The sequence below is a fragment of the Streptomyces sp. NPDC003635 genome (genome assembly GCF_053587635.1).
Genome location: NZ_JBSFOK010000012.1, coordinates 87905 through 111162, shown reverse-complemented (window position 1 = coordinate 111162; position 23258 = coordinate 87905). Strand labels below are relative to the sequence as shown.

Below are 23258 nucleotides of genomic sequence, written 5' to 3'. Positions count from 1 at the left end.
AACGGATACGGTGACCCTCATGCGCGATCAACAGCCCGACGCCGGTCGCACGACCCGGCGGCTGACCACCAAAGAGGCCGCCGAACTCCTCGGCGTGAAGCCCGAGACCGTGTACGCCTACGTCAGCCGCGGTCAGCTCAGCAGCCAACGCGTCCCCAGCGGCCGGGGCAGCACCTTCGACGCCCAGGAGGTCGAGGCGCTGGCACGGCGCAACCGGCGGGAGAGCGGCGGCGGTTCGGGCTCCGGGGGCGAACTGTCGGTTCGGACCCGCATCACGTTCATCGGCACGGACCGATACTGGTTCCGCGGGGTCGACGCGGCCGAACTCGCCGTACGGCACTCCTACGAGGAGGTCGCCGAGTGGCTGTGGACCGGGCGGCTGCGCCCCGGCATCACCTTCAGCGCCCCCGAATCCGCCGTCGCCACCGCCCGCCGCGCGGTCGACGCCCTGCCCGAACACACCGGGCCCACCGACCGGTTGAGGGTCGCCGCCATCGCCGCCGCGACCGCGGACCCCCTGCGCTTCGACCTGTCCGAGGACGCCGTACTGGGCACCGCGCGCAGTCTCATCCCCACCCTCGTCGCCGCCCTGCCGCCGGTCCGGCGCGACCACCGCGACACGGGCCCGCTCGCCCACCGGCTGTGGGCCCGGCTCAGCGGCCGCCCCGCGGACGAGGCGTCGCTGCGCACCCTGGACACCGCGCTCGCCCTGCTCGTCGACCACGACCTCGCCGCGTCGACGCTCGCCGTCCGCGTCGCGGCCTCCGCCCGCGCCCACGCCTACGCGGCCGTCTCCGCGGGCCTGGGCGTCCTCGAAGGCCCCCTGCACGGCGCGGCCAGCGGACTCGCCCACCGGTTGCTGCTGGACGTCCTCGACCGCGGCGACGCGGCACCGGTGATCGCGGAGGAGCTGCGGGCAGGCCGCCGAATCCCGGGACTCGGCCACCGGCTCTACCCCGGCGAGGACCCCCGCGCGCGGGTGCTGTTCGGGCTCCTGGAGGAGGTCCCGGGCGCCGAGCCCGCCCTCGCCGCGGCCCGCGACATCGTCGCCACGACCGCCCGTCACACCCCGCTGCACGCCAACGTGGACTTGGCCCTCGCGGTGCTGACCGCCTCCAGCGGCATGCACGCCACCGCCGGCGAGACGATCTTCGCCGTGGCCCGGACGGCGGGCTGGATCGCCCACGCGCTGGAGGAGTACGGCGAGCGCCCGCTGCGGATGCGGCCCACCGGGCACTACGTCGGCCCAAGGCCGCCCCGACCCCTGCCGGAGTAGGACACGAGCGGGACGGTGAGCCACTCCGGATCAACTCAGGTTAGGCTCACCTTCGTGAGTACTTGCTCAAGTGTCTCCCGCGACCTCGACGAGCCCATCGCGGGCACCGCGGCCACCGCGAGGACCTGGCTGTTGCTGGAGCAGCCCGGTCCGTGGGGTGCCAGGGCGCTCACCTCGAGCCATCTGGACCCCGCGCTGGGCCGCGCCGTGGAGGCGGCCGCCAAGGGCACCGGCGTACGGATCGCGCTCATCCGCCGTCCCGGGCGGCACGCCGACAGCAGAACGCCCACCGCCCGGCAGGTGTACGCCGCCCACACCACCCCGGGGAACACCTGGCTGCACGGCGCCACGCTCGGTGATCCGCGTGCGCTGCTCGACCTGGACTTCGCCGCGCTCGGCAAGGGCGACCACCGTGTCTTCGACGCCGTGCTCCAGGCGAGCCCGCACACCGGCGACCCGCTCGCCCTCGTGTGCACCAACGGCAAGCGGGACCGCTGCTGCGCCCTCCTCGGCCGCCCGCTCGCCGCGGAGCTCGCCGCTTCCGGCGTTGAGGGCATCTGGGAGGTCACCCATCTGGGCGGACATCGCTTCTCCCCGACGCTGCTGGTGCTGCCGTACGGCTACGCCTACGGCCGCGCCGAGGCGCACTCCGTCAAGGAGATCCTGCACCGCGCGCGGGAGGGGCGGATCGTCGTCGAGGGGTGCCGCGGCAACTCCGCCTGGGAGCGGCCGGGGCAGGCGGCCGAGCTGGCCGTGCGCACGGCCGTGGGCGAGTACGCGGCGGACGCGCTGCGCGTCGTACGGACCGAGGGCGCGGCCCCGCGCTGGACGGTGACCGTCGCGCACGCCGACGGACGCCACTGGCACGTCGTCGTCGCCCAGGGCGCCGCGTCGCCGCCCCGCGCGGAGAGCTGCGGCACCTCGGTGCTGGGCTCGCCGGCGCGGATGGACGTGGAGGCCGTGCGCGAGCTGGCGATCACCACGGCGCTCGCCGGCTGAGACTCGGGCCACACCCCCTTCGGTGGTCCCGCCACCCCCACGTACCGTCGTGGGTATGAGCCCCACCCCCTCCGCGCGCCGCCTGCGCCTCGGCCTGCCGCGGCGGATGTTCTCCCAGGTGCTGCTGATGCAGGTGGCCATCGCCGCGGGAGTCGCGGTGCTCGCGACCGGCCTGTTCCTCGCACCGCTCGGCAACCAGCTCGACGACCAGGCCATGCGCCGGGCCCTCGCCATCGCCCAGACCACGGCCGTCGAGCCGCAGATCGCCCAGAACGTCGTGGACACGCCGCCGACGGCCGACGGGCCGGTCCAGCGGGAGGCGGAGCGGATCCGCGAGGCCACGCGGGCCGAGTACGTCGTGGTGATGGACTGGCGGGGCGTGCGCTGGTCGCACCCCACACCCGACGAGGTCGGCAGGACGGTCTCCACCGACCCCGGGCAGGCCCTGGCGGGCCGGGAGGTCATGCAGATCGACAGCGGCACCCTGGGCCGCACGGCCCGCGGCAAGGTGCCGCTGCGCGACAGCGACGGCGACATCGTCGGCGCGGTCTCGGTGGGCATCGCGTACGACAGTGTCCGGGCCCGGCTCATCCACGCCATCCCCGAGCTGCTGGCGTACGCCGGAGGCGCCCTGGCCGTCGGCGCGCTGGCCGCCTGGCTGATCTCGCGCCGGGTCCAGCGGCAGACCCGGGACCTCGCCTTCTCCGACATCTCGGCGCTGCTCGCGGAGCGCGAGGCGATGCTGCACGGCATCCGGGAGGGCGTCGTGGCCCTGGACCGCTCGGGCCGTGTCCGCCTGCTCAACGACGAGGCGCACCGGCTGCTCGGCATCGGTGACGAGGCCGTCGGCCGCTCCCCGGACGAGGCGCTGGGGAAGGGTCGTACGGCCGATGTGCTGGCCGGACGGGTCACCGGCACCGATCTGCTCACGGTGCGCGGTCAGCGCGTCCTGGTCGCCAACCGCATGCCCACCGACGACGGCGGCGCGGTCGCCACCCTGCGCGACCGCACGGAGCTGGAGCAGCTGGGCCGTGAACTGGACTCCACGCGCGGGCTGATCGACGCCCTGCGCGCCCAGGACCACGAGCACGCCAACCGCATGCACACGCTGCTCGGGCTGCTGGAGCTGGAGATGTACGACGACGCCGTGGAGTTCGTCGGCGAGGTGGTCGGCGACCACCGGGCGACCGCGGAACAGGTCACCGAGAAGATCCGGGACCCGCTGCTCGCGGCGCTGCTGGTGGGCAAGGCGACCGTGGCCGCCGAGCGCGGGGTCGCGCTGCTGCTGTCGGACCGCACAGGGCTCCCGGACAAGCTGATCGATCCCAGGGGCATCGTCACGGTCGTCGGCAACCTGGTGGACAACGCCCTGGACGCGGTCGCGGGCGCCCCGCACGCGCGCGTGGAGGTCGAATTGCGGACCGAAGGGCGGACAGTCGTCCTCAGGGTGCGCGACACGGGGCCGGGAATCCCGGCCGAACAGCGTGAGTTGATCTTCACGGAGGGCTGGTCCACGAAGGAGGCTCCGGCCCACCGTGAGCGCGGGATCGGGCTCTCCCTGGTCCGCAGACTCGCCGAACGGCAGGGCGGCGCCGCCACCGTGGACCGGGCGCATGGCGGCGGGGCGGAGTTCACCGTCGTCCTGCCCGAGGCCCTCACCGAGCCGGACGGCGAGCCGGCCCTCACCGGGCCCCCGGCCCACCGGACCGCCGAGGAGGAGTCGCGATGATCGAGGTCCTGGTCGTGGACGACGACACACGCGTCGCCCGGGTCAACGCCGCCTACGTCGAGAAGGTGCCCGGCTTCCACGTGGCCGGCGAGGCGCACAGCGCGGCTGAGGCCCTGCGGCAGGTCGAGGAGCTGCCCCGGGTGGACCTGGTCCTGATGGACCACTACCTGCCCGACGACACGGGCCTGTCGGTCGTACGGGAGATGCGGCGGCGCGGTCACCGGACCGACGTGATCATGGTGACGGCGGCCCGGGACGTCTCCACAGTCCAGGAGGCGATGCGGCACGGCGCGCTGCAGTACCTGGTCAAGCCGTTCGCCTTCGCGGGCCTGCGCGTCAAGCTGGAGGCGTACGCGCGGCTGCGCCGCACCCTGGACGGCGGCGGGGAGGCCGAGCAGGCCGAGGTGGACCGGATCTTCGGCGCGCTGTCCACGCCCTCGGAGCCGGAGCTGCCCAAGGGCCACTCGCCCACCACGGCCGATCTCGTGCGCCGTGCCCTGATCGACGCCGAAGGCCCCCTGTCGGCCCAGGAGATCGCGGAGCGCACCGGCGTGAGCCGGCAGACCGCCCAGCGCTATCTGAAGCTCCTGGAGCGCACGGGCCGCGCGCGACTGACCCTGAAGTACGGCGACGCGGGCCGCCCGGAACACCGTTACCTGTGGGCGACCCGCGCCTAGGGGCACGGCCTGTGGTGGGGGCGGGGGAAGCGGCCGTACCCGCCCACCTCCATACGGATACGGCGGACCGTTGTCTCGCGCGCGGGGCGCTACGCCGCTCCAGCGCCGGTCAGGGAGCGCACCTCGGTCTCCGCGTGCTTGGCCTCGTCCGGGACCTCGGCGGAGGTCACCGTGCCGAGCCAGCCGGCCAAGAAGCCGAGGGGGATCGAGACGATGCCGGGATTCTGCAGCGGGAACCACTGGAAGTCGACGCCGGGGAACAGGGATTCGGGACTGCCGGACACCACCGGCGACACCAGCACGAGGGTCACGGCCGGGACGAGCCCGCCGTACACCGCCCAGACCGCGCCGCGTGTGGTGAAGCCGCGCCAGAACAGCGAGTAGAGCAGCACGGGCAGGTTGGCGGAGGCGGCGACCGCGAAGGCGAGGCCCACCAGGAAGGCGACGTTGAGATCGCGGGCGAGCAGGCCCAGCCCGATGGCCACGACCCCGATGCCGACCGCGGCGACCCGTGCGACGGCGACCTCGCTGCGCGGCTTGGCGTGCCGGCGCCGCAGCGACGCGTACAGGTCGTGCGCCACGGACGCCGAGGAGGCGAGCGTGATCCCGGCGACGACGGCGAGGATCGTGGCGAAGGCGACGGCGGCGACGATCGCGAACAGAACCGTTCCCCCGGTGGAGTCGGCTCCACCGCCCAGATCGAGCGCCAGCAGCGGTACGGCCGTGTTGCCCGCGGCGTTCGAGCCGCGTACCGCGTCGGTGCCCACGATGGCGGCGGCGCCGAAGCCGAGGACGATCGTCATCAGGTAGAAGCCGCCGATCAGCCCGATCGCCCACACCACCGAGCGCCGGGCCGCCCGCGCGGTGGGCACGGTGTAGAAGCGGGACAGGATGTGCGGCAGCCCGGCGGTGCCCAGGACCAGGGCGATTCCGAGGCTGATGAAGTCGAAGCGGGCGGTCCAGTCGGCGCCGTACTTGAGCCCGGGGGCGAGGAACGACTCGCCGTGGCCGCTGCGTTCGGCCGCGGTGAGCAGCAGTCGGTCGAAGTCGCCGTGGAACCGCACCAGGACGAGCACGGTCAGCGCGACGGTGCCGCCGAGCAGCAGGACCGCCTTGACGATCTGGATCCACGTGGTGGCCCGCATCCCTCCCATCGACACATAGATCACCATGAGCGCGCCGACGGCGATGACGGTCCAGGTCTGCGCCGCCTCGCCCTGACCGCCGAGCAGCAGCGCGACCAGACTGCCCGCACCCACCATCTGCGCCACCAGATACAGAACGGACACGGTGACCGAGGAAGTTCCCGCCGCGATCCGTACGGGCCGTTCGCTCATCCGCGCGGCCACCACGTCGGCGAGGGTGAACCTGCCGCAGTTGCGGACCAGTTCGGCGACCAGGAAGAGCACGACGAGCCAGGCCACGAGGAAGCCCACCGAGTACAGCAGTCCGTCGTAGCCGTAGAGAGCGATCAGTCCGGAGATGCCGAGGAAGGAAGCGGCCGACATGTAGTCGCCGGAGATGGCAAAACCATTCTCCATCGGGGAGAAGAGTCGGCCGCCGGCGTAGAACTCCTCCGCCGAACCGTGCCGGTGGCGGCTCACCCAGGTCGTGATCGCCAGGGTGACGGCGACGAACGCGCTGAACAGCAGCAGCGCCAGGGTCTGGTGATCGCCCGTCACGGAGTGCCGCCCCTCGTGCCCCGGGTCAGTTCCTGGGTGTCCCAGCGCAGGTCGAGGGCGGCCCGGTCGCGGCGCAGGCGCGCGTGGCGGGCGTAGGCCCAGGTGAGCAGGAACGTGGTGAGGAACTGTCCGAGTCCGGCGAGCATCGCCACGTTCACCGCGCCGACGACCGGTCGGGCCATCAGCGCCGGAGCGGTGGTGGCGGTGACGACGTAGCCGATGTACCAGGCCAGAAAGCCGATGACCGCCGGCACCACGAACCCGCGGTACCGGCTGCGCACTTCCTGGAAGGCGGCGCTGCGCTGCACCTCCAGGTAGACGTCCGCCGCGTCCCTGACGTCCTCCTCGCGGGCCGCGGGGACGGCGTCGGCGGGGGCGTCCGCCTCGCCCCAGCCAGAGGCCAGCGCGTCGTACCAGGGGTCGTCGTAGCGCACGCGCGCGTGGGAGCGACCGTTGCTTGAGTGCATGCCCAAGGATGGACAGAACGGGAAGATCCCCGACTCTTGTTCCCCTCGCCCTTCACCCCATCAGGTGATTCGTCCGGAGTGTGCCGCACATGAACGGGGGCGGGCCCGGCCCGAGCCGTGCCCACCCCGCGTGCTGCGAGCGCCTACGCGTCGATGCGCGAGCGGTCCAGCGTCGCCGCCGAGGACGAGATGAACTCCTTGCGCGGCGCGACGTCGTTGCCCATCAGCAGGTCGAAGACCTGCTCGGCCGCCTCCAGGTCGGAGAGGTTGATGCGGCGCAGGGTGCGGTGGCGCGGGTCCATCGTGGTCTCGGCCAGCTGGTCGGCGTCCATCTCGCCGAGTCCCTTGTAGCGCTGGATGGAGTCCTTGTAGCGGATGCCCTTGCTCTGGAACTCCATGAGCTTGTCGCGCAGTTCGCGGTCGGAGTACGTGTAGACGTACTTGTCCTGGCCCTTCTTGGGCTGGACGATCTCGATCCGGTGCAGTGGCGGTACGGCCGCGAAGACCCGGCCCGCCTCGACCATCGGCCGCATGTAGCGCTGGAAGAGCGTGAGCAGCAGACAGCGGATGTGGGAGCCGTCCACGTCGGCGTCGGTCATCATGACGATCTTGCCGTAGCGGGCCGCGTCGATGTCGAAGGTCCGGCCCGAGCCCGCTCCTATGACCTGGATGATCGCGCCGCACTCGGCGTTCTTCAGCATGTCGGTCACGGACGACTTCTGGACGTTGAGGATCTTGCCGCGGATCGGCAGCAGTGCCTGGAACTCGGAGTTCCGGGCGAGCTTCGCGGTGCCGAGCGCGGAGTCTCCCTCGACGATGAACAGCTCGCTGCGCTCGACGTCGTCGCTGCGGCAGTCGGCGAGCTTGGCGGGCAGCGAGGAGGACTCCAGGGCCGTCTTGCGGCGCTGCGCGTCCTTGTGCTGGCGGGCCGCGATGCGGGTGCGCGCGGCGGCGACCGCCTTCTCCATGACCACCCGGGCCTGGGCGGCCGCGTCCCGCTTGGTGGACGTCAGGAACGCCTTGAGCTCCTTGGTGATCACCGTGTTCACGATGCGGCGGGCCGCCGAGGTGCCGAGGACCTCCTTGGTCTGGCCCTCGAACTGGGGCTCGGCCAGGCGCACGGTGACGACGGCGGTGAGGCCCTCCAGGGCGTCGTCCTTGACGATGTCGTCCTCGGCGACGCGCAGCAGCTTCTTGGCGCGCAGGACCTCGTTGAGCGTGCTGGTCACCGCGGTCTCGAAGCCGGCCACGTGGGTGCCGCCCTTGGGCGTGGCGATGATGTTCACGAACGACTTCAGGGTCGTGTCGTAGCCCGTGCCCCAGCGCAGCGCGACATCGACGTCGAGCTCCCGGGTGACCTGGGTCGGCGTCATCTGGCCGTGCTCGTCCAGGACCGGGACCGTCTCCCTGAAGGAGCCCTGGCCGGAGAGGCGGAGGACGTCGCAGACCGCCTTGTCGGTCGCCAGGTACTCGCAGAACTCGCTGATGCCGCCGTCGAAGCGGAAGGACTCCTCGCCCTTGCTGCCGCCCTCCCCCAGGCCGTACTCGTCGCGCACCACGATGGTGAGGCCGGGCACGAGGAAGGCCGTCTGGCGGGCCCTCTGGTGCAGGTGCTCCAGGGAGAGCTTGGCGTCCTTGAGGAAGATCTGGCGGTCGGCCCAGTAGCGCACGCGCGTGCCGGAGGCGTTCTTGGACTTCTTCCTGGTCTTGCGCAGGCCGCTCTTGGCCTCGAACTTGGCGTCGGGCCCCATGGAGGCGAAGGCGCCGGGCACACCGCGCCGGAAGCTGATCGAGTGGGTCTGGCTGCCCCGGTCCACCTCGACGTCGAGCCGCGCGGACAGGGCGTTCACCACGGAGGCGCCCACGCCGTGCAGGCCGCCGGAGGCGGCGTAGGAGCCGCCGCCGAACTTGCCGCCGGCGTGCAGCTTGGTCATCACGACCTCGACACCGGACAGGCCGGTCTTGGGCTCGACGTCGACGGGGATGCCCCGGCCGTTGTCCCGGACCTCCACCGAGCCGTCGTCGTGGAGGACGACCTCGATGTGGTCGCAGTAGCCCCCGAGGGCCTCGTCGACGGAGTTGTCGATGATCTCCCAGAGGCAGTGCATCAGACCGCGGCTGTCGGTCGAGCCGATGTACATGCCCGGGCGCTTGCGCACCGCCTCGAGGCCCTCGAGGACGAGGAGGTGCCGCGCGGTGTAGTTGGAACCGTCCCGGTCTGCTCCTGCCAGCAGCGCTGTGGACGGCACGGACGTCTCGGCGGTCACGCGGTTCGCTCCTCGCTGAATTTCAGGTGATGCCCTTTGGGGTAAGGGCGCGGCTTCGGTCGCCGCTCAGAGGGTACCGAGGCCTGGTAGAGCCGATGTAACGCCACCCTCGTCTCTCGGCAGAGTAGCCCAGCGTCGTATACATGTTCGATCCCTCGATGGAGTGAAGTACATATCACGTTCCCTTCGAGGCATGAACCATTTAGGCTCCGGGCACGTCCTCATGAACAAACCGGCAATCCAGCCGGAGGACCGACACCGACCGACTGCGCGAACCCGTACGACACAGAGACACGCAATACGGCACATTCGCCGCCAACCGGCAGCAGCCAGCCGCCTGGAAAGATTTTTTCAAGGAAAAGCCACGAGCGGGAACGTTTTCGGGCTGGTTGGATGTTGACCCTGGTACGACAGCTCGTCGAGCTAGAGAAGAGGCGACGTGACTACTGTTCTGACCCCCGCGAGCCCGTTGACGGCCGCCGATCGCTGCGACCGTTGCGGCGCCCAGGCATACCTGCGCGTCGTCCTGGTGAGCGGCGGAGAACTGCTCTTCTGCGCCCACCACGGCCGCAAGTTCGAGCCGGGACTCAAGAAGATCGCCGCTGAGATACAGGACGAGACAGAGCGGCTGACGGCCGTTCCCGCCACCGCTTCCGAAGATGAGCGCTGACACACTCGCGTCCACGACGAGCCAGCTCCAGGCATAAGGCCGGCGTAAGGGCGGTTGCCCCTGAAGATCAGGGACAGCCGCCCTTACGCGTGCCCGGACCGCGGAGCCCCGCTCAGAAGCCTGTACGCGGCCCTCTCGTGGCGCCGGTGTCCCAGCGCAGGGTCGTGAGGACGTCGGACACCCGCGTGTAGACCCCGGGGCTGCCCGGGCGGCCGCAGCCGCTCCCCCAGGACACCAGCCCCACCAGCCGCCCCTGGGCGACCAGCGGTCCCCCACTGTCCCCCTGACAGGCGTCCCGCCCGCCCAGCACCTCACCCGCGCACAGCATGCTGTCGGCGGCGTAGGAGCCGTCCCCCCCGCCGGGGTACGCCCGCTCGCACAGACTGTCGGACAGTACGTGCACCCGGGCCGCTCGCAGCCCGGCCGGGTAGTCACCGCCGCCGGTGGTGTCACCCCACCCGTAGACCATGGCCGGCGTCCCCGCCGTGTACGCCGGATCCCCGGCCGCCGCCATCCCGATCACCGAGCCTTCCGACAGCGGCTCGGCGAGGGTGAGCACGGCGAAGTCCCCGGCATTGGTGACCTTGTCGTACTCGGGATTCACCCACGTCTCCCGTACGGCGATCTCCTGGCCCTCGGTGGAGCGCAGGTCCGTGCGGCCCGCGACGACCTTGAGGTCGTCCACCTGGTCCGGAGGCTCCCCCAGCACGTCCTCGCCCATGCAGTGGGCCGCGGTGAGCACGGTGGTGGGGCCGACGGCGACACCGCCGCAGAACTGCCCCGAGCGCGTACCTCCGAACCGGTCACGGCTGGAGACCGCAACCGTCCAGGGGCTGTCGGACACATCGACGGGGAATCCGCCGACGACAACGCTGTCCGCGGCCACGGGGGCGGCGGACGCCAGGGGTATGACGGCAGCGGCGGCGGCCAGGACCAGCGGCCGGGACAGTGCCCGGACCAGGGGACGACGCATGGGCGCTCCTCACTCAGGGGTGGTCATGAGACACCCAGAGTGATCCACCCGGCGGCGCCCCGCACCCCGCGTGGGCACACGAAGGCCCGGCTCCCGAACAGGGAACCGGGCCTTCGGCGTCGTACGACCGCGTCCTAGTCGAGGTAGTCGCGCAGCACCTGCGAACGGGACGGGTGGCGCAGCTTCGACATCGTCTTGGACTCGATCTGACGGATGCGCTCGCGCGTGACGCCGTAGACCTTGCCGATCTCGTCGAGGGTCTTCGGCTGACCGTCGGTGAGACCGAAGCGCATGGAGACGACGCCCGCCTCGCGCTCGGACAGCGTGTCGAGGACGGAGTGCAGCTGCTCCTGCAGGAGCGTGAAGCTGACCGCGTCGGCCGGGACGACGGCCTCGGAGTCCTCGATGAGGTCACCGAACTCGCTGTCGCCGTCCTCGCCCAGCGGGGTGTGCAGGGAGATGGGCTCGCGGCCGTACTTCTGGACCTCGATGACCTTCTCCGGGGTCATGTCGAGTTCCTTGGCCAGCTCCTCCGGGGTGGGCTCGCGGCCCAGGTCCTGGAGCATCTGGCGCTGCACGCGCGCGAGCTTGTTGATGACCTCGACCATGTGCACCGGGATACGGATGGTGCGGGCCTGGTCGGCCATCGCGCGGGTGATCGCCTGACGGATCCACCAGGTGGCGTACGTGGAGAACTTGTAGCCCTTGGTGTAGTCGAACTTCTCGACCGCGCGGATCAGACCGAGGTTGCCCTCCTGGATGAGGTCCAGGAAGAGCATGCCGCGGCCGGTGTAGCGCTTGGCCAGGGAGACCACCAGTCGGAGGTTGGCCTCCAGCAGGTGGTTCTTGGCGCGGCGGCCGTCCTCGGCGATGATCTCCAGCTCGCGCTTGAGCTTCGGGGCCAGCTTGTCGGCGTTGGCCAGCTTGTCCTCGGCGAACAGACCGGCCTCGATGCGCTTGGCGAGCTCGACCTCCTGCTCGGCGTTGAGCAGCGGGACCTTGCCGATCTGCTTGAGGTAGTCCTTGACCGGGTCGGCGGTGGCGCCGGCGGCGGCGACCTGCTGCGCGGGCGCGTCGTCCTCGTCCTCGTCGGAGAGCACGAAGCCGGCGCTCTCGGCGCCCTCGGGCTCACCCTCGCCGGGCTTGGCGTCCTCGAGGACCTCGTCCTCGAGAACCTCGGCGTCGTCCTTCTTCGCGGCGGTCGTCTTCTTGGCCGCCGTCTTCTTGGCGGCGGTCGTCTTCTTCGCGGCCGCCTTCTTGGCGGTCGTCGTCTTCTTGGCAGCGGCCTTCTTCGCGGGCGCCTCGTCCTCGACGGCCGGGTCGGCGGCGGGTGCCTCGGGCGTGGCGGTGGCGGTGGCCTTCTTGGTGGTCACCGTCTTCGCCGCGACCGTCTTGGTGGCGGTGCGCTTGGCCGGACTCTTCGCTGCGACGCTCTTTCGGGTGCGCTTGGGCTCCGCGGCACTGACCATCAGCGTCACACCCTCTTCCTCGAGGATCTGGTTGAGGCTGCGCAGTACGTTCTTCCACTGAGTGGCCGGAATCTGGTCAGCTTCGAAGGCCCGACGCACGTCATCGCCGGCGATCTGCCCCTCAGCCTTTCCCCGCTCAATGAGCGCCATGACAGAGACGGACTCGGCGATCTCCGGCGGGAGCGTACGGGATGTGCTGGCCGACACGAACAACCTCTCGGAACGTTGGAAAACGGCTTCCGGCCCCGTCCACAGCGGACAGGAGCCGACCACCGGCCTGGGGATGGGCCGACGGTGCGGGCGGGGGCCGGGAAGATGCACAGCGCCATGTATGGCGTCCGTATTCCCTCCGCGGCTGTCACCTCTTAGGTCATCGCGCTGTTCCCACGAGCGTTACGCCCAATCTGCGTGGCCCGAGTCACACCCCGTAAGCGCGCAAAAACGGTCAGATGCGGTCAGAGGTGGTCCGTCGGGGCCCGATCCACCCATGGCCGGGCCCTTCCCGAGGGTACGCCGCCCACGCCGTCGTCTCGCCGCACCGTCGGACCCCGCAGGATCACCCGGATCCTGCGGGGTCCGACGGGAGGCGGTTCGCCGGCCGGGATGCCACAGGAGGGGGGAGGCATCCCCGGCCGCGCCGCCCGTGGGGCGCGGTCAGTGCTCGCGCGGGGCGGGAACCACGCGCTCCACCTCTGGATGGACGGTCAGAAGCTGCCGCATCGCCGTCTCCGCCGCCGCGCCGTCACCGGCCGCGAGGGCGTCGACGATCCGGCCGTGATGACCCAGCGACGACTCGTTCGGCCGGTCACAACCGGTGACCGGGCCTCCGGACACCTGGAGCGCGGCCGAGACGATCCCGGAGAGATGCTCCAGCATGCGGTTGCCGGCGACCTGGATGAGCAGGGAGTGGAACTCGGCGTCCGCGCGGGAGAAGGTGAGCGCGTCACCCTGCCCCATGGCGTGGCCCATGATCTCGACCATGTCGGCCAGCCGCTGCTGGACGTCCTCACGGCCGTGTCCCGCGGCGAGGCGCGCGGCGAGGGGCTCGATCGTCCAGCGCAGCTCGCTCAGCTCGCGGCGCTGATCGTCGCGCTGCGGCCCGAAGGCCCGCCACTCGATGATGTCCGGGTCGAGGAGGTTCCAGTCGCTGACAGGGCGCACGCGCGTGCCGACGTTCGGCCGGGCACTGACCAGGCCCTTGGCCTCCAGGACCCGGAGCGACTCACGGACGACGGTGCGGGAGACCTCGAACCGCTGGCCGATCTCCTCGGGCACCAGCGGACGGTCGGCACCCAGATCGCCGGAGACGATCATCTGGCCGAGCTGCTGGACGAGTTGGCCGTGCAGCCCGCGTCCGCGGCTGCCCGCGGCGCGCCGGCCCACGCGGCCCAGCTCTGGCTCCGCGCCCTCCCAGGAGGGGGCTCCGACGCGGGCGGCGACAGGGGCCTCGGCGTAGGGGTAGCGGTCGAGTTCGCCCGGGCCGACCAGACCGGAGTCGGTGGCGCGGGCGGCGGTCATCATGGTGTGCGCAAGGGTACTCACGGATCCTTTGTCGGCGCCCTCTCCAACTCCCTTGAGGTCTTTGGTGAAAAGCACACGAAAGGGTGATCGCTCACCCCGTCGCAATTGACGCCTTATCGGAAAGAAATGGGCTTTCCCCGGGGAGTTGTGCGCACAGCGAGTACCGGAAGCGGACGGAAGGCGGTCATCGGACCCTGCTGCGCAGGGTCGTGAGCAGATACGCGCACAGCAGCGTCGTCAGCGACAACGCCAGCGCGCCGCCCACGGGTTGGACGACCACACGCGCGACGGCCGCCACATACCGCTCGCCCCCGAAGGGCCACTGCATCAGCAGCACTTCCCTGAGCCGCAGCGGAAACCCGGCCGCCGACCGCACGGAGGGCCCTTCCAGCGCCTTGTGCACCAGGGGTACGACGAGCAGGGGCACCGCGACCACGGCAGCGAGACCGGCGCTGGTGGAACGGAACACCCCGGCGGCCAGCACTCCCGCCCACGCACACCCGACCACCAGCCCGACCCAACTCGCGCTCAGCGAAAGCCAGTCCCCGGGAACCTCCGCCAGCTCCCGTCCGTATACGAGATACAGCACCTCCGCATCGCACCCCACCGTGGCGACGGCCAGCGACAGCGCGGTGACCCCGGAGACGAGGAGCTTGGCGGCGAGCAGTCCCAGCCTGCGGGGCACGGTGCCGCGGTCCGCCGCCAGCGCGGGGTGACGGAACTCGTCCCCGAACGCCAGCGCGCCGAGCAGCCCCGCTCCCAGCGCCGCGGGCGGCAACGGCAGCTCCCGCGGCCAGGCGGCCAGCAGCCGCCCCTGCGGGGTGTGCCCGATGCGGGCGAGCACCAGAGCGGTGAGCGCGGACACGACGAGCACGACGGCGGCGGTGACAAACCCGGTACCGATCCCGGCGGCGCGGCGCAGTTCGTAGCGGAGAGGGCGGAGAGGGCTGGGGGCGGGGCGGACGGAGATGGGGGGCGGGAGGGCGGGGAGAGGGGAGGGGGCGGAGGGCCGGGGATCGGCGGCGGAGGTGGCGGGGGCGTGCGGGTCGCGCTCAGGGGCCGGTTCGCGCGTGTCCTCCGTCGACGAGGGCTCCTGTGCGCCCGCCGGGTCGTTCGTGGCCGCACCGGGCCCCATGTCCCCGATCTCGTCGGCGAGTTGGTGTACGAGGATGCCGTGGCGGAAGGCCGTCTCGCCGATGTCGGCACAGGTACTGCCGTACACGGAGAGGCGGTTGCCGCTCTCGCGGACGACCTCCACGGAGCGCTGTGCCGTACGGGCGTCCTTGGCGAGGAGGGTGGCGAGGCGGGTGGCGTGCGGTGTGCGGACGGCGACGCGGGGGCGCAGGCGGGTGCGGGAGAAGTCGGCGGCGTCCTGGTCGGCGACCAGTCGGCCCTGGTCCAGGGTGATGACGCGATCCGCTGTGCGCGCGGCCTCCTTGGGGTCGGCGGTGGTCAGCAAAACCGTGCCGCCCTGGGTGGCGTGGGCGCGCAGTACGCCGTAGAGCCAGCGGCTCTCGCGGGCGGAGAGCCCGTCGGCCGGGTCGTCGAGCACCAGTGTGTGCGGGTCGGCGAGCAGGGCGCAGGCCAGGCCGAGGCGGCGGTCCATGCCGCGGGAGAGGGTGCCGAGGCGTTCGTCGCGCAGGCTGACCAGGCCGACCACTTCGAGGACTTCGTCGGCACGGCGTACGGGGACCCCCGCGGCGGCGCAGAGCATGCGCAGGTGTCCGCGGACCGTGCGGGCGGGATGCCCGGGCACATCGCCCAGCAGGACGCCTACCTCGCGCGAGGGATGGGCGATCCGATGCAGAGGGCGGCCTCTGAAGTAGGTGAGTCCACGGCCCTGTTGGAGTTCGAGCATGAGTCTGAGTGCCGTCGTCTTGCCTGCACCTGCTGTTCCGAGCAGTGCGGTGACGTGGCCGGCGCGCGCCTCGAAGGAGACGTCGTCGACGGCGGGCGGAAGCTCCTTGCGGGAATCGCTGGTCAGTCCGAAGGCCTGGATCACCCGAAGCAAGATAGCGCGCTATGTCCGGTTTTTCGGGCACCGCAAGGCCCGCTCCCGGGGCGGCAGTCGGCTGGCTCGGACCGGTGTTCGCCGTTCGCTCGCGAGCCCGGCCCGCGACGCTCGCCTCAGACCTCGGGGCGCAGCATCGGGGGGTTGAGCAGGGTGGCACCGCCGGCCCGGAAGAGCTGGGCCGGTCGGCCGCCCTGGCGGGTGGTGGTTCCGCCGGTGGGGACGAGGAAGCCCGGGGTGCCGGTCACCTTGCGGTGGAAGTTGCGCGGGTCGAGGGCCACGCCCCAGACGGCCTCGTAGACGCGGCGCAGTTCCCCGACCGTGAACTCGGTGGGGCAGAACGCCGTGGCCAGCGAGGAGTACTCGATCTTGGAGCGGGCGCGCTCCACTCCGTCGGACAGGATCTGGGCGTGGTCGAAGGCGAGCGGGGCGAGGGGTTCGCCGTCGCGGCCGTGGCCCCCCTGCTGGAGCAGCTCCTCGACCGGCGCCCAGCGTGCGTTGCTCGCGTCGCCGCCCGCGCGCGGTGCGGGCAGGTCGGGGGCGAGGGCGAGGTGCGCAACGCTGACGACGCGCATCCGCGGGTCCCGCTTGGGGTCGCCGTAGGTGGCGAGCTGTTCCAGGTGCGCGCCGTTGTCCTGGACCGGTACGGAGGGGTCGTGGGCCCGCATGCCGGTCTCCTCGGCCAGTTCCCGCGCCGCCGCCTGGGCCAGGTCCTCGTCGGCCCGTACGAATCCGCCGGGGAGGGCCCAGCGCCCCTGGAACGGCGGTTCGCCCCTGCGTACCGCCAGCGCGCACAGGGCATGGCGGCGCACGGTCAGCACGACCAGGTCCACGGTGACGGCGAAGGGCGGAAAGGCTGACGGGTCGTAGGGCATGCGGCGATCATAGTCGTCTGCCTGACGATAAACACTCCCTTCTGTGGTCGCATCGGCCGTTGATCGAGTTCGCTCGGTGATCGGCTTCCTTGAGGTGGCGGAGGGGGGTGAGGGTGTGGGGACTGGTGCGGCGCTGGGCAGCGACGCGTCATGAAGGGGCGGCTGCTTGCGGGGCGCTCCCCCGTGGCCTCACCGCCGTCGAGTCACACTCCCAGTTGGAGCCCGTCCGCGGCCTCCTCGACCATGGCGAGGCCGAGTCGGCCCACGCGTACGGAGAAGGGGGCGCCCGCGACCCGGAGACCGGTGAGGACGAGTTCCCCGAGGGGGGCGCTGGCGGCGGGGCGGAGGGTGACGGTGCCCGCGGGCGCGTCGGGGCGGATGCCGGCGAGGGCCGTCAGCAGCAATACCCCGGCCGCCGCCGCGGTGGCGGCCGGGCGGCAGGCCGCGGGGTGCGGGAGCGGCGCGCTCCCGTCGGTGCGCTGCTCGCCGCCGTACATCTCCGGCAGTCGGTGGCCGAAGGCCTCGGCGGCCGCCAGGGCGCCGCGCAGCAGCCCGTTCGCCTCCTTCTCGTAGCCGGTCGCGATCAGGCCGGCCACGGCGACGGCCGTCTCGTGGGTGCGGACGGCTCCGCCGCGGTGACCGAAGGGGTTGAATCCCGCTTCCTTGGCTCCCAGGCCGCGCAGTCCCCAGCCGGAGTCCATCGCGGGGCCGCCGAGCAGCCGGGCGAGTTGCTCGGTCTGCACCTTGTCGAGGAGTCCGGGCGCCGCCTCGCCCCCGCCCAGCAGGCCGGTGTCGAGGAGGTGGGCGGCGGCCGCGCCCAGGTGCGGCACGAGCCGCCCGTCCGGGAGGCGGGCCGCCGCGGGTCGGCCGCCGCCCAGGTCGTCGATCCAGAAGTCCCGCTGGAACGCGGTCCTCAGGCTCCTCGCCCACTCCCGTAGCCCCGGCCCGCCCGGTCTGCCGAACGCGTCGAGCAGATCGGCGCCGAGCAGTGCCGCGCGGTGGGCGTGGGCCTGGGTCTCACAGCGCTGCGGTCCGCCCGGGTGCGGGTCGCAGAGGTACAGGCCGTCCCCCACGGTCGTGCGCAACCAGGTCAGGCAGTGCTCGGCGGCCGGGAGGAGTTCCTCCGCCTCCTTCTCGGGGAGGCCCCAGCGTCGGGCTTCGGCGAGGAGCGCCGGGAACAGCAGCGTGGCCTCTGTGGCCGTGCAGCTCGGTGGCAGATGGGTGCCCGCGTCCCGGCACGAACCCGGGATCATGCCGGACCGGGCTCCCGCATCGGTCAGCTGGGTGCGGGCCAGGGTGCGCAGCGTGCCGATGGCGAGGCGGGTGCCGAGGGGCAGGGTCATCCGGGCGGCGGCGAGGGCTTCGGCCGGCGCCAGTCCGCAGCGCCAGGGCACCCCTGCGGCGAGGTGGGTGTCGGAGGGGTGCGTGGGATCGCGCAGCAGCAGTGCCCGGAGGTCTTCGACGCTGGTACGCAGCAGCGCCTGGACGCCGGGGTGGTCGCCCGCGGCACTGGCGGGGGCCAGCGGAGTCGTCGCCGATGCTCGGCCCACGGCTCGGACAGGTCCGGCTTCGTCCGGCCGTACCCGCAGCTCCACGCTGGCGCTGCCTCCGGGTGGCAGCTCGAACTCCCAGCGCAGCAGACCCGCGGAGGCGAGGGCGTCGGTGGGCGGCGGGTCGGCGGTGACGGCCGAGCTTCCGGTGGCGCCTGTCCAGCGCAGGCCGGAGTCGTGGACGCTGGCGGGCAGTTCGGGGCCGGTTCTGCCGGACGCGATGGCGCCGAGGTCGGCCAGGTCGGTGCCCAGAGCGACCTCGACCGGCAGGTGCAGGGGGCGCGGGGCCGCGCTGTGCAGGGTGATCCGCTCGGTGCCGTCCGCGTGGCGGATGCGCTCGACGACGAGGTCGGGGTCCGGGCCCGCGTCCGGGGAGGCGCGGAACGTTGCGACGAAGCGAGCTCGGTCCGCGGCGGTCATCCGGGCGTTTACGGGAAGGGGTTCACGTCCCGCGACGCGCACGTGGCAACGGGAGAGCACGCGCCGGCCTGCCCGGTAGAAGCCCTCCAGCCCTTGTCCGGTCAGTTGCCCGTGTTCGGTGGAGATGGCGAGGGCGGGGAGGGCTACGCAGATCAGGGCGGCGTGGGTGGGTGGCAGGTCGGAGGGGCGGCGGGGTGGAGGGGGGATGGCTCCTGGGGGTGGGGGGAAAGGGGTGCCGCGGGGTGGAGGAGGTGTGGCGCCTGGGGGTGGGAGGGGGGTGCCGCGGGGCTGTGGAGGTGCCGCTGCTGATGGTGGGAGGGAGGCGCCGGGTGGCGACGAAGGCGCGGCTCCTGACGGTGGGACGGAGGTGCCGGGGGGCGCGGCTCCCGGACGCGGAGGTGGCGGTGGCGGTGTCGGCTGTGGTGCGCGGGTCGGCGGCGGGGGTGCGGGCTCGGCAGGGTGCGTGGAAGGGCGGTGATCGCCGAGGGGGAACGGGTTGTCCAGCCCGCCCGCCTGGGGCGGCCCCTGGTACCCGGGCCCCGACGGCGGCGCGGGCCGCGGTCCGAGTGAGCGGTTGTGGTCGGCAGCGGAGGGCGGAGTCGGCTGGTGCATGGGGCGGCTTCCTCTGCGCTCGGTGCGCCTGGGGCGTGCTCGGCGCCGGGTGGTCGATCCGGGGGTACCTGGGCAGGTCGACGGCGCGGCCCGTCCAGGCGATCCGCCACTCAGGTGAACGGGGCGACCCTGCTCAGGGTCACGCCCCAGGGCGGATGACGCGGCCGAATGGGTACCGCCGGCGTGGCGGATGATCACATCCCGCCCGGGGGCGGGGTCCCCAGCCGGACGGGCGGTGAGGGGACGCACATCGGTGAGATTCATGCCTCCCCCTCAGGCCCGGGGTTCGTCCCGTCCTGGCGGGCACCCTGTCGTCGGCCCGTTGCGCGCGTGCTCCGGGGCTTACGCGGTGCGCCGGGATGCGTTCCGCCCAGCGGAGTACGCGGACGCGGAACCCTCGCCCCGGGCCGCCGACCACCTCGGCCTCCTCCGCCCCCTCCCCCGCCGACCGGCCGAGAGTGCTGCGGTGAGGAGGCGTCGGCCTTCGGGGCGGTGTGTGCCGGGCTGGTGCTGCCGTCCGAAGGGGGCGCAGAAGCGGTCGTCCCGCGGCCCGTGCGGTCCGCGCGCAGGCAGCGGCGGACCGACTCGGGGTCCAGGCCCTCGTTGCAGGCCTGGTGGAGAAGGCGGGCGAAGAGGTAGTCGGGGTCTGCTCCGAGAGCCATGGCGAGTGCCTCGCGGGCCTCCAGTTCGTCGCCCGTGGACCAGGCCACCCAGCCCGCGAGGGTGAGCGGTGCCGCGGCGTACTCGCCGTAGGGTCCGACGCAGCGGCGGGCCAGGGCTCGCCATAGGCGCAGGGCGGGACCGGCCTCGTCGCCCTCCATCCACTCGGCGGCGCGGTCGCGGGTGCCACGGTCCTGGAGACCGAGGATGATCCGGGCCGCTTCGTCATGAGTGAGCAGACCGTCGTCGCGCAGGTCCGCCGTGAGCGTGCCGGAGACGGGTGATGCTCCGGCGAGGCGTTCGCGGACCTGCCCCGCCAGTTCCAGGGTCTCCGCGGCCACCTCCGCCCGGCTCGCGTCGTCGAGGATCCGTGGGACCAAGGCCATGCTCACGGTGTCGAGGGCGATCTCTTGTTCCAGCGCGGCCGAGCTTTCCCAGGGGAACATCCTGGCCCGCAGTTCACGCAAGGTGCCGCGCACCTGCAGGCCGGCGTAGGTAGCTGCCGCGGCCAGGACTGAGGTGCCCGGCAGGCCCATCGGTGTTCCGTGGGCGGGGCAACAGTCGTCGTCGGCGCAGCAGTAGGACCAGAAGCGGCCCTCGGATACGCAGAGCGCCTCGATCACCGGGACGTCGAGGTGGCCGCACTCGGTGCGCAGCTTCTGGGCCAGCGGGCGCAAACGCTCCATGACTTCTCGGCCGGACTCGCCCGGTGCCGGCTCCTGGCAGACGTAGGCCACGATCTGTTCGGGGCGGGCGCCCCGGCGTTCGCTGCCCGTGACCAGTCCGTGCGCCAACTGCCGCGCCGCGGAGGGCCAGTCGTCCGGGCTGGTGGGGATGCCGAGCCGGGCCCGCCCGCCGAAGCGGCCACGGCCGTCGCGGTCATGCAGGGCGACCAGCACGATGCTGTCCTCGGGTCGGTAGCCCAGCAGGTACGGCAGCGCGTCGGCCAGTTCGGCCGGGGTGCGCAGGGTGACCTGTCGTTCGCCTCCGTGGTCTTCGTAGGCGGTGCAGTCGAGTTGGTTCGCGGGGTGCGTCTCGCGTCCCGTGATGTCGCTGTTTTCGGGGGTTCCAGCGGTTTCGCCGTGATTCGTCATGTCACGACGATCTCGCGGAACGCGAATCTCCGCTTGACCCTGTGGATAACTCCGAGCAGGGACATGGCAATTCGGCAAGCCGCCCGGGGTGACTCAGCCCGCCGCTGCCAGCACCAGCGGAAGAACCTCCCCGCTTCCCGCCCGCCGCAGCAGACGGGCCGCGACCGCCAGCGTCCAGCCGGAGTCGGTGTAGTCGTCCACGAGCAGCACAGGACCGGGAGAGCTCGCCAGGGCCGCGGCGAGTTCATCGGACACGCTGAACGCGCCGGACAGCGCCCTCAGCCGTTGCGCAGAGTTGCTCCGCCGCACGGCATGCCCTCCGCCGGGCCCGACGTACGTCAGCGCGCCGAGGAAGGGCAGCCGCCCGATGTCCGCGATCCCCTGGGCCAGCGTGCCCACCAACCGCGGCCGCGTCAGCGACGGGACCGCCACCACCCCCACCGGCCGCGCCGACGCGTCCTTGGCGCCCGGAGCCCAACCGCCGGGAGAGCGCGCCCAGTCGGCCAGCACGCCCACCGCGGCCCGCAGGACGTCCTCGGGGACGGGAGCGTCCGCCGCGTTCTCGGCCAGCAGGGGACGCAGGCGGTTGCCCCAGCCGATGTCCGAGAGCCGCCCCAGCGCGCGGCCCGTGGAGCACTGTTCCCCGGCGGGGATACGACCCTTGACCTCGATGCCCAGGGCGGGCATCCCGGTCGGCCACATCCGTCGCGGCTCGACCTCCACCCCGGGCCGGTCCAGTTCCTTGGCCGCACCCGTCAACGCCTCCGCCGTAACGGATGAATCGGCCCAGGGTCCCGCGCAGTTGTCGCAGCGGCCGCATGGTGTCGCGCCCTCGTCGTCCAGCTGTCGGCGCAGGAACTCCATCCTGCAGCCGGTCGTGCTCGCGTACTCGCGCATGGCCTGTTGCTCGGCCGTCCGCTGCCGCGCCACCCAGCTGTAGCGCTCGGCGTCGTACACCCACTCGGCTCCCGTGGCGATCCAGCCGCCCTTGACCCGCTTGACCGCGCCGTCGACGTCCAGCACCTTCAGCATGGTCTCCAGACGACTGCGCCGTAGATCCACGGCCGCCTCCAGGGCCGGCACGGACAGCGGTCGTCCGGCCCCTGCGAGGGCCGAGAGGGTCTGCCGGACCTGGGCCTCGGGCGGGAAGGCGGTGTCGGCGAAGTAGCGCCAGATCGCTTCGTCCTCCTTGCCCGGCAGCAGCAGCACGTCGGCGTGGGCGACGCCTCGGCCGGCCCGACCCACCTGCTGGTAGTAGGCGATCGGCGAGGACGGCGACCCCAGGTGCACCACGAAGCCCAGGTCCGGCTTGTCGAAGCCCATCCCGAGAGCCGAGGTCGCCACCAGCGCCTTCACCCGGTTGGCGAGCAGGTCCTCCTCGGCCTGGAGGCGGTCGGCGTTCTCCGTGCGTCCCGTGTAGGAAGCCACCGGGAAACCGCGCTGCCGCAGGAATGCGGTGGCCTCCTCGGCCGCGGCGACGGTGAGGGCGTAGATGATGCCCGACCCCGGCAACTCGTCCAGGTGCTCGGCCAGCCAGGCCAGCCGGTGAGCGGCGTCCGGCAGTTGTACGACCCCGAGCCGCAGGCTCTCCCGGTCCAGCGGGCCGCGCAGTACCAGCGCCTCCCCGGCGCCGGTCCCGAGTTGCTCGGCCACGTCCGCGGTCACCCGCGCGTTGGCCGTCGCGGTGGTCGCGAGGACGGGTACTCCGTGTGCCAGTTCGGCCAGCATCGCCCGCAGCCGACGGTAGTCCGGCCGGAAGTCATGGCCCCAGTCGGAGATGCAGTGCGCCTCGTCGACCACCAGCAGGCCGGTCGTGGCCGCGAGCTTGGGCAGCATCTGGTCGCGGAAGTCGACGGAGTTGAGGCGCTCCGGGCTGACCAGGAGCACATCGGTCTCCCCCCGCTCGACCTCATCGTGGATGGCGTCCCATTCCTCCGGGTTGGCCGAGTTGATGGTGCGCGCCTGGATGCCGGCCCGCTTCGCCGCCTCGACCTGGTTGCGCATCAGCGCCAGCAGGGGCGAGACGATCACCGTGGGGCCTGAGCCGCGCCGCCGTAGCAGGGCGGTGGCGACGAAGTACACCGCCGACTTGCCCCATCCGGTGCGCTGTACGACCAACGCGCGCCGACGCTCCCGTACCAGCGCTGCCACGGCCTGCCACTGGTCCTCTCGCAGGCGGGCCGATCCTCCTGGGTCGCCGACCAGCTGGCCCAGGATGGCGTCGGCTTCGGTACGGAGTTCCGGTTCGTCCATGCCTCCATGCAACCCGATGCCACTGACAATCAGCCACTCCAGCCTCCCGAGGA

Annotated in this window: 16 protein-coding genes; 5 read left to right on the top strand and 11 right to left on the bottom strand. The window is 72.3% G+C overall.

Annotated features, from left to right (window positions below):
• Positions 1 to 19 precede the first annotated feature (19 nt).
• Genes ACWDRW_RS14375 through ACWDRW_RS14360 form a run of 4 tightly spaced genes read left to right on the top strand, consistent with a single transcriptional unit; the run spans position 20 to position 4681 of the window.
• Positions 20 to 1276, top strand: coding sequence for a citrate synthase (locus tag ACWDRW_RS14375; protein ID WP_451723094.1), 1257 nt, complete (start codon positions 20 to 22; stop codon positions 1274 to 1276).
• Positions 1277 to 1330: 54 nt separating this feature from the next.
• Positions 1331 to 2275 carry a sucrase ferredoxin gene (locus ACWDRW_RS14370; protein ID WP_451723092.1) on the top strand — a complete coding sequence of 315 codons (945 nt, stop codon included), beginning with the start codon at positions 1331 to 1333 and terminating at the stop codon, positions 2273 to 2275.
• Positions 2276 to 2330: 55 nt separating this feature from the next.
• Positions 2331 to 4004 (top strand): sensor histidine kinase, encoded by a 1674-nt coding sequence (locus ACWDRW_RS14365; RefSeq protein WP_451723090.1) that lies wholly within the window; start codon positions 2331 to 2333, stop codon positions 4002 to 4004.
• Complete coding sequence (locus tag ACWDRW_RS14360) at positions 4001 to 4681, top strand: response regulator (RefSeq protein ID WP_451723088.1); 681 nt, start codon at positions 4001 to 4003, stop codon at positions 4679 to 4681. The genes ACWDRW_RS14365 and ACWDRW_RS14360 overlap by 4 nt, the downstream gene beginning before the upstream one ends.
• Before the next feature lie 89 nt (positions 4682 to 4770).
• Here ACWDRW_RS14360 and ACWDRW_RS14355 read toward each other — a convergent pair whose 3' ends face one another.
• From ACWDRW_RS14355 to ACWDRW_RS14345, 3 genes are all read right to left on the bottom strand, one after another.
• Positions 4771 to 6363: a solute symporter family protein gene (locus ACWDRW_RS14355; RefSeq protein ID WP_451723086.1), complete on the bottom strand. Its 1593-nt coding sequence runs from the start codon at positions 6361 to 6363 to the stop codon at positions 4771 to 4773.
• On the bottom strand, positions 6360 to 6830 hold the full coding sequence (locus tag ACWDRW_RS14350) for a DUF485 domain-containing protein (RefSeq protein ID WP_451723085.1): 471 nt from the start codon (positions 6828 to 6830) through the stop codon (positions 6360 to 6362). The genes ACWDRW_RS14355 and ACWDRW_RS14350 overlap by 4 nt, the downstream gene beginning before the upstream one ends.
• Before the next feature lie 143 nt (positions 6831 to 6973).
• Positions 6974 to 9097, bottom strand: a complete 2124-nt coding sequence (locus tag ACWDRW_RS14345) for a DNA gyrase/topoisomerase IV subunit B (RefSeq protein WP_451723083.1) — start codon at positions 9095 to 9097, stop codon at positions 6974 to 6976.
• Positions 9098 to 9536: 439 nt separating this feature from the next.
• Here ACWDRW_RS14345 and ACWDRW_RS14340 point away from each other — a divergent pair, with 439 nt between their 5' ends.
• Positions 9537 to 9767: a DUF7455 domain-containing protein gene (locus ACWDRW_RS14340; protein ID WP_362253502.1), complete on the top strand. Its 231-nt coding sequence runs from the start codon at positions 9537 to 9539 to the stop codon at positions 9765 to 9767.
• A gap of 112 nt (positions 9768 to 9879) precedes the next feature.
• Here ACWDRW_RS14340 and ACWDRW_RS14335 read toward each other — a convergent pair whose 3' ends face one another.
• The 8 genes from ACWDRW_RS14335 to ACWDRW_RS14300 all read right to left on the bottom strand — a co-directional run bounded on the left by ACWDRW_RS14335 (position 9880) and on the right by ACWDRW_RS14300 (position 23205).
• Positions 9880 to 10740 (bottom strand): S1 family serine peptidase, encoded by an 861-nt coding sequence (locus ACWDRW_RS14335; protein WP_451723081.1) that lies wholly within the window; start codon positions 10738 to 10740, stop codon positions 9880 to 9882.
• Between the two features lie 134 nt (positions 10741 to 10874).
• The gene (locus ACWDRW_RS14330) at positions 10875 to 12416 is read right to left on the bottom strand and encodes an RNA polymerase sigma factor (protein ID WP_451723080.1); all 1542 of its coding nucleotides are present in this window, start codon (positions 12414 to 12416) and stop codon (positions 10875 to 10877) included.
• 447 nt (positions 12417 to 12863) lie between these two features.
• Positions 12864 to 13751 carry a FadR/GntR family transcriptional regulator gene (locus ACWDRW_RS14325; protein ID WP_451723078.1) on the bottom strand — a complete coding sequence of 296 codons (888 nt, stop codon included), beginning with the start codon at positions 13749 to 13751 and terminating at the stop codon, positions 12864 to 12866.
• 163 nt (positions 13752 to 13914) lie between these two features.
• Positions 13915 to 15732 (bottom strand): ABC transporter ATP-binding protein, encoded by a 1818-nt coding sequence (locus ACWDRW_RS14320; RefSeq protein ID WP_451723076.1) that lies wholly within the window; start codon positions 15730 to 15732, stop codon positions 13915 to 13917.
• Positions 15733 to 15857: 125 nt separating this feature from the next.
• Positions 15858 to 16616, bottom strand: coding sequence for an NUDIX hydrolase (locus ACWDRW_RS14315; RefSeq protein WP_451723075.1), 759 nt, complete (start codon positions 16614 to 16616; stop codon positions 15858 to 15860).
• Positions 16617 to 16819: 203 nt separating this feature from the next.
• Positions 16820 to 18739: a glycogen debranching N-terminal domain-containing protein gene (locus tag ACWDRW_RS14310; protein WP_451723185.1), complete on the bottom strand. Its 1920-nt coding sequence runs from the start codon at positions 18737 to 18739 to the stop codon at positions 16820 to 16822.
• 719 nt (positions 18740 to 19458) lie between these two features.
• Entirely contained in the window at positions 19459 to 20952 is a 1494-nt protein-coding gene (locus ACWDRW_RS14305; RefSeq protein WP_451723072.1) for a DUF4192 domain-containing protein, read from the bottom strand.
• 93 nt (positions 20953 to 21045) lie between these two features.
• Entirely contained in the window at positions 21046 to 23205 is a 2160-nt protein-coding gene (locus ACWDRW_RS14300; protein WP_451723071.1) for a RecQ family ATP-dependent DNA helicase, read from the bottom strand.
• Positions 23206 to 23258: the final 53 nt, after the last annotated feature.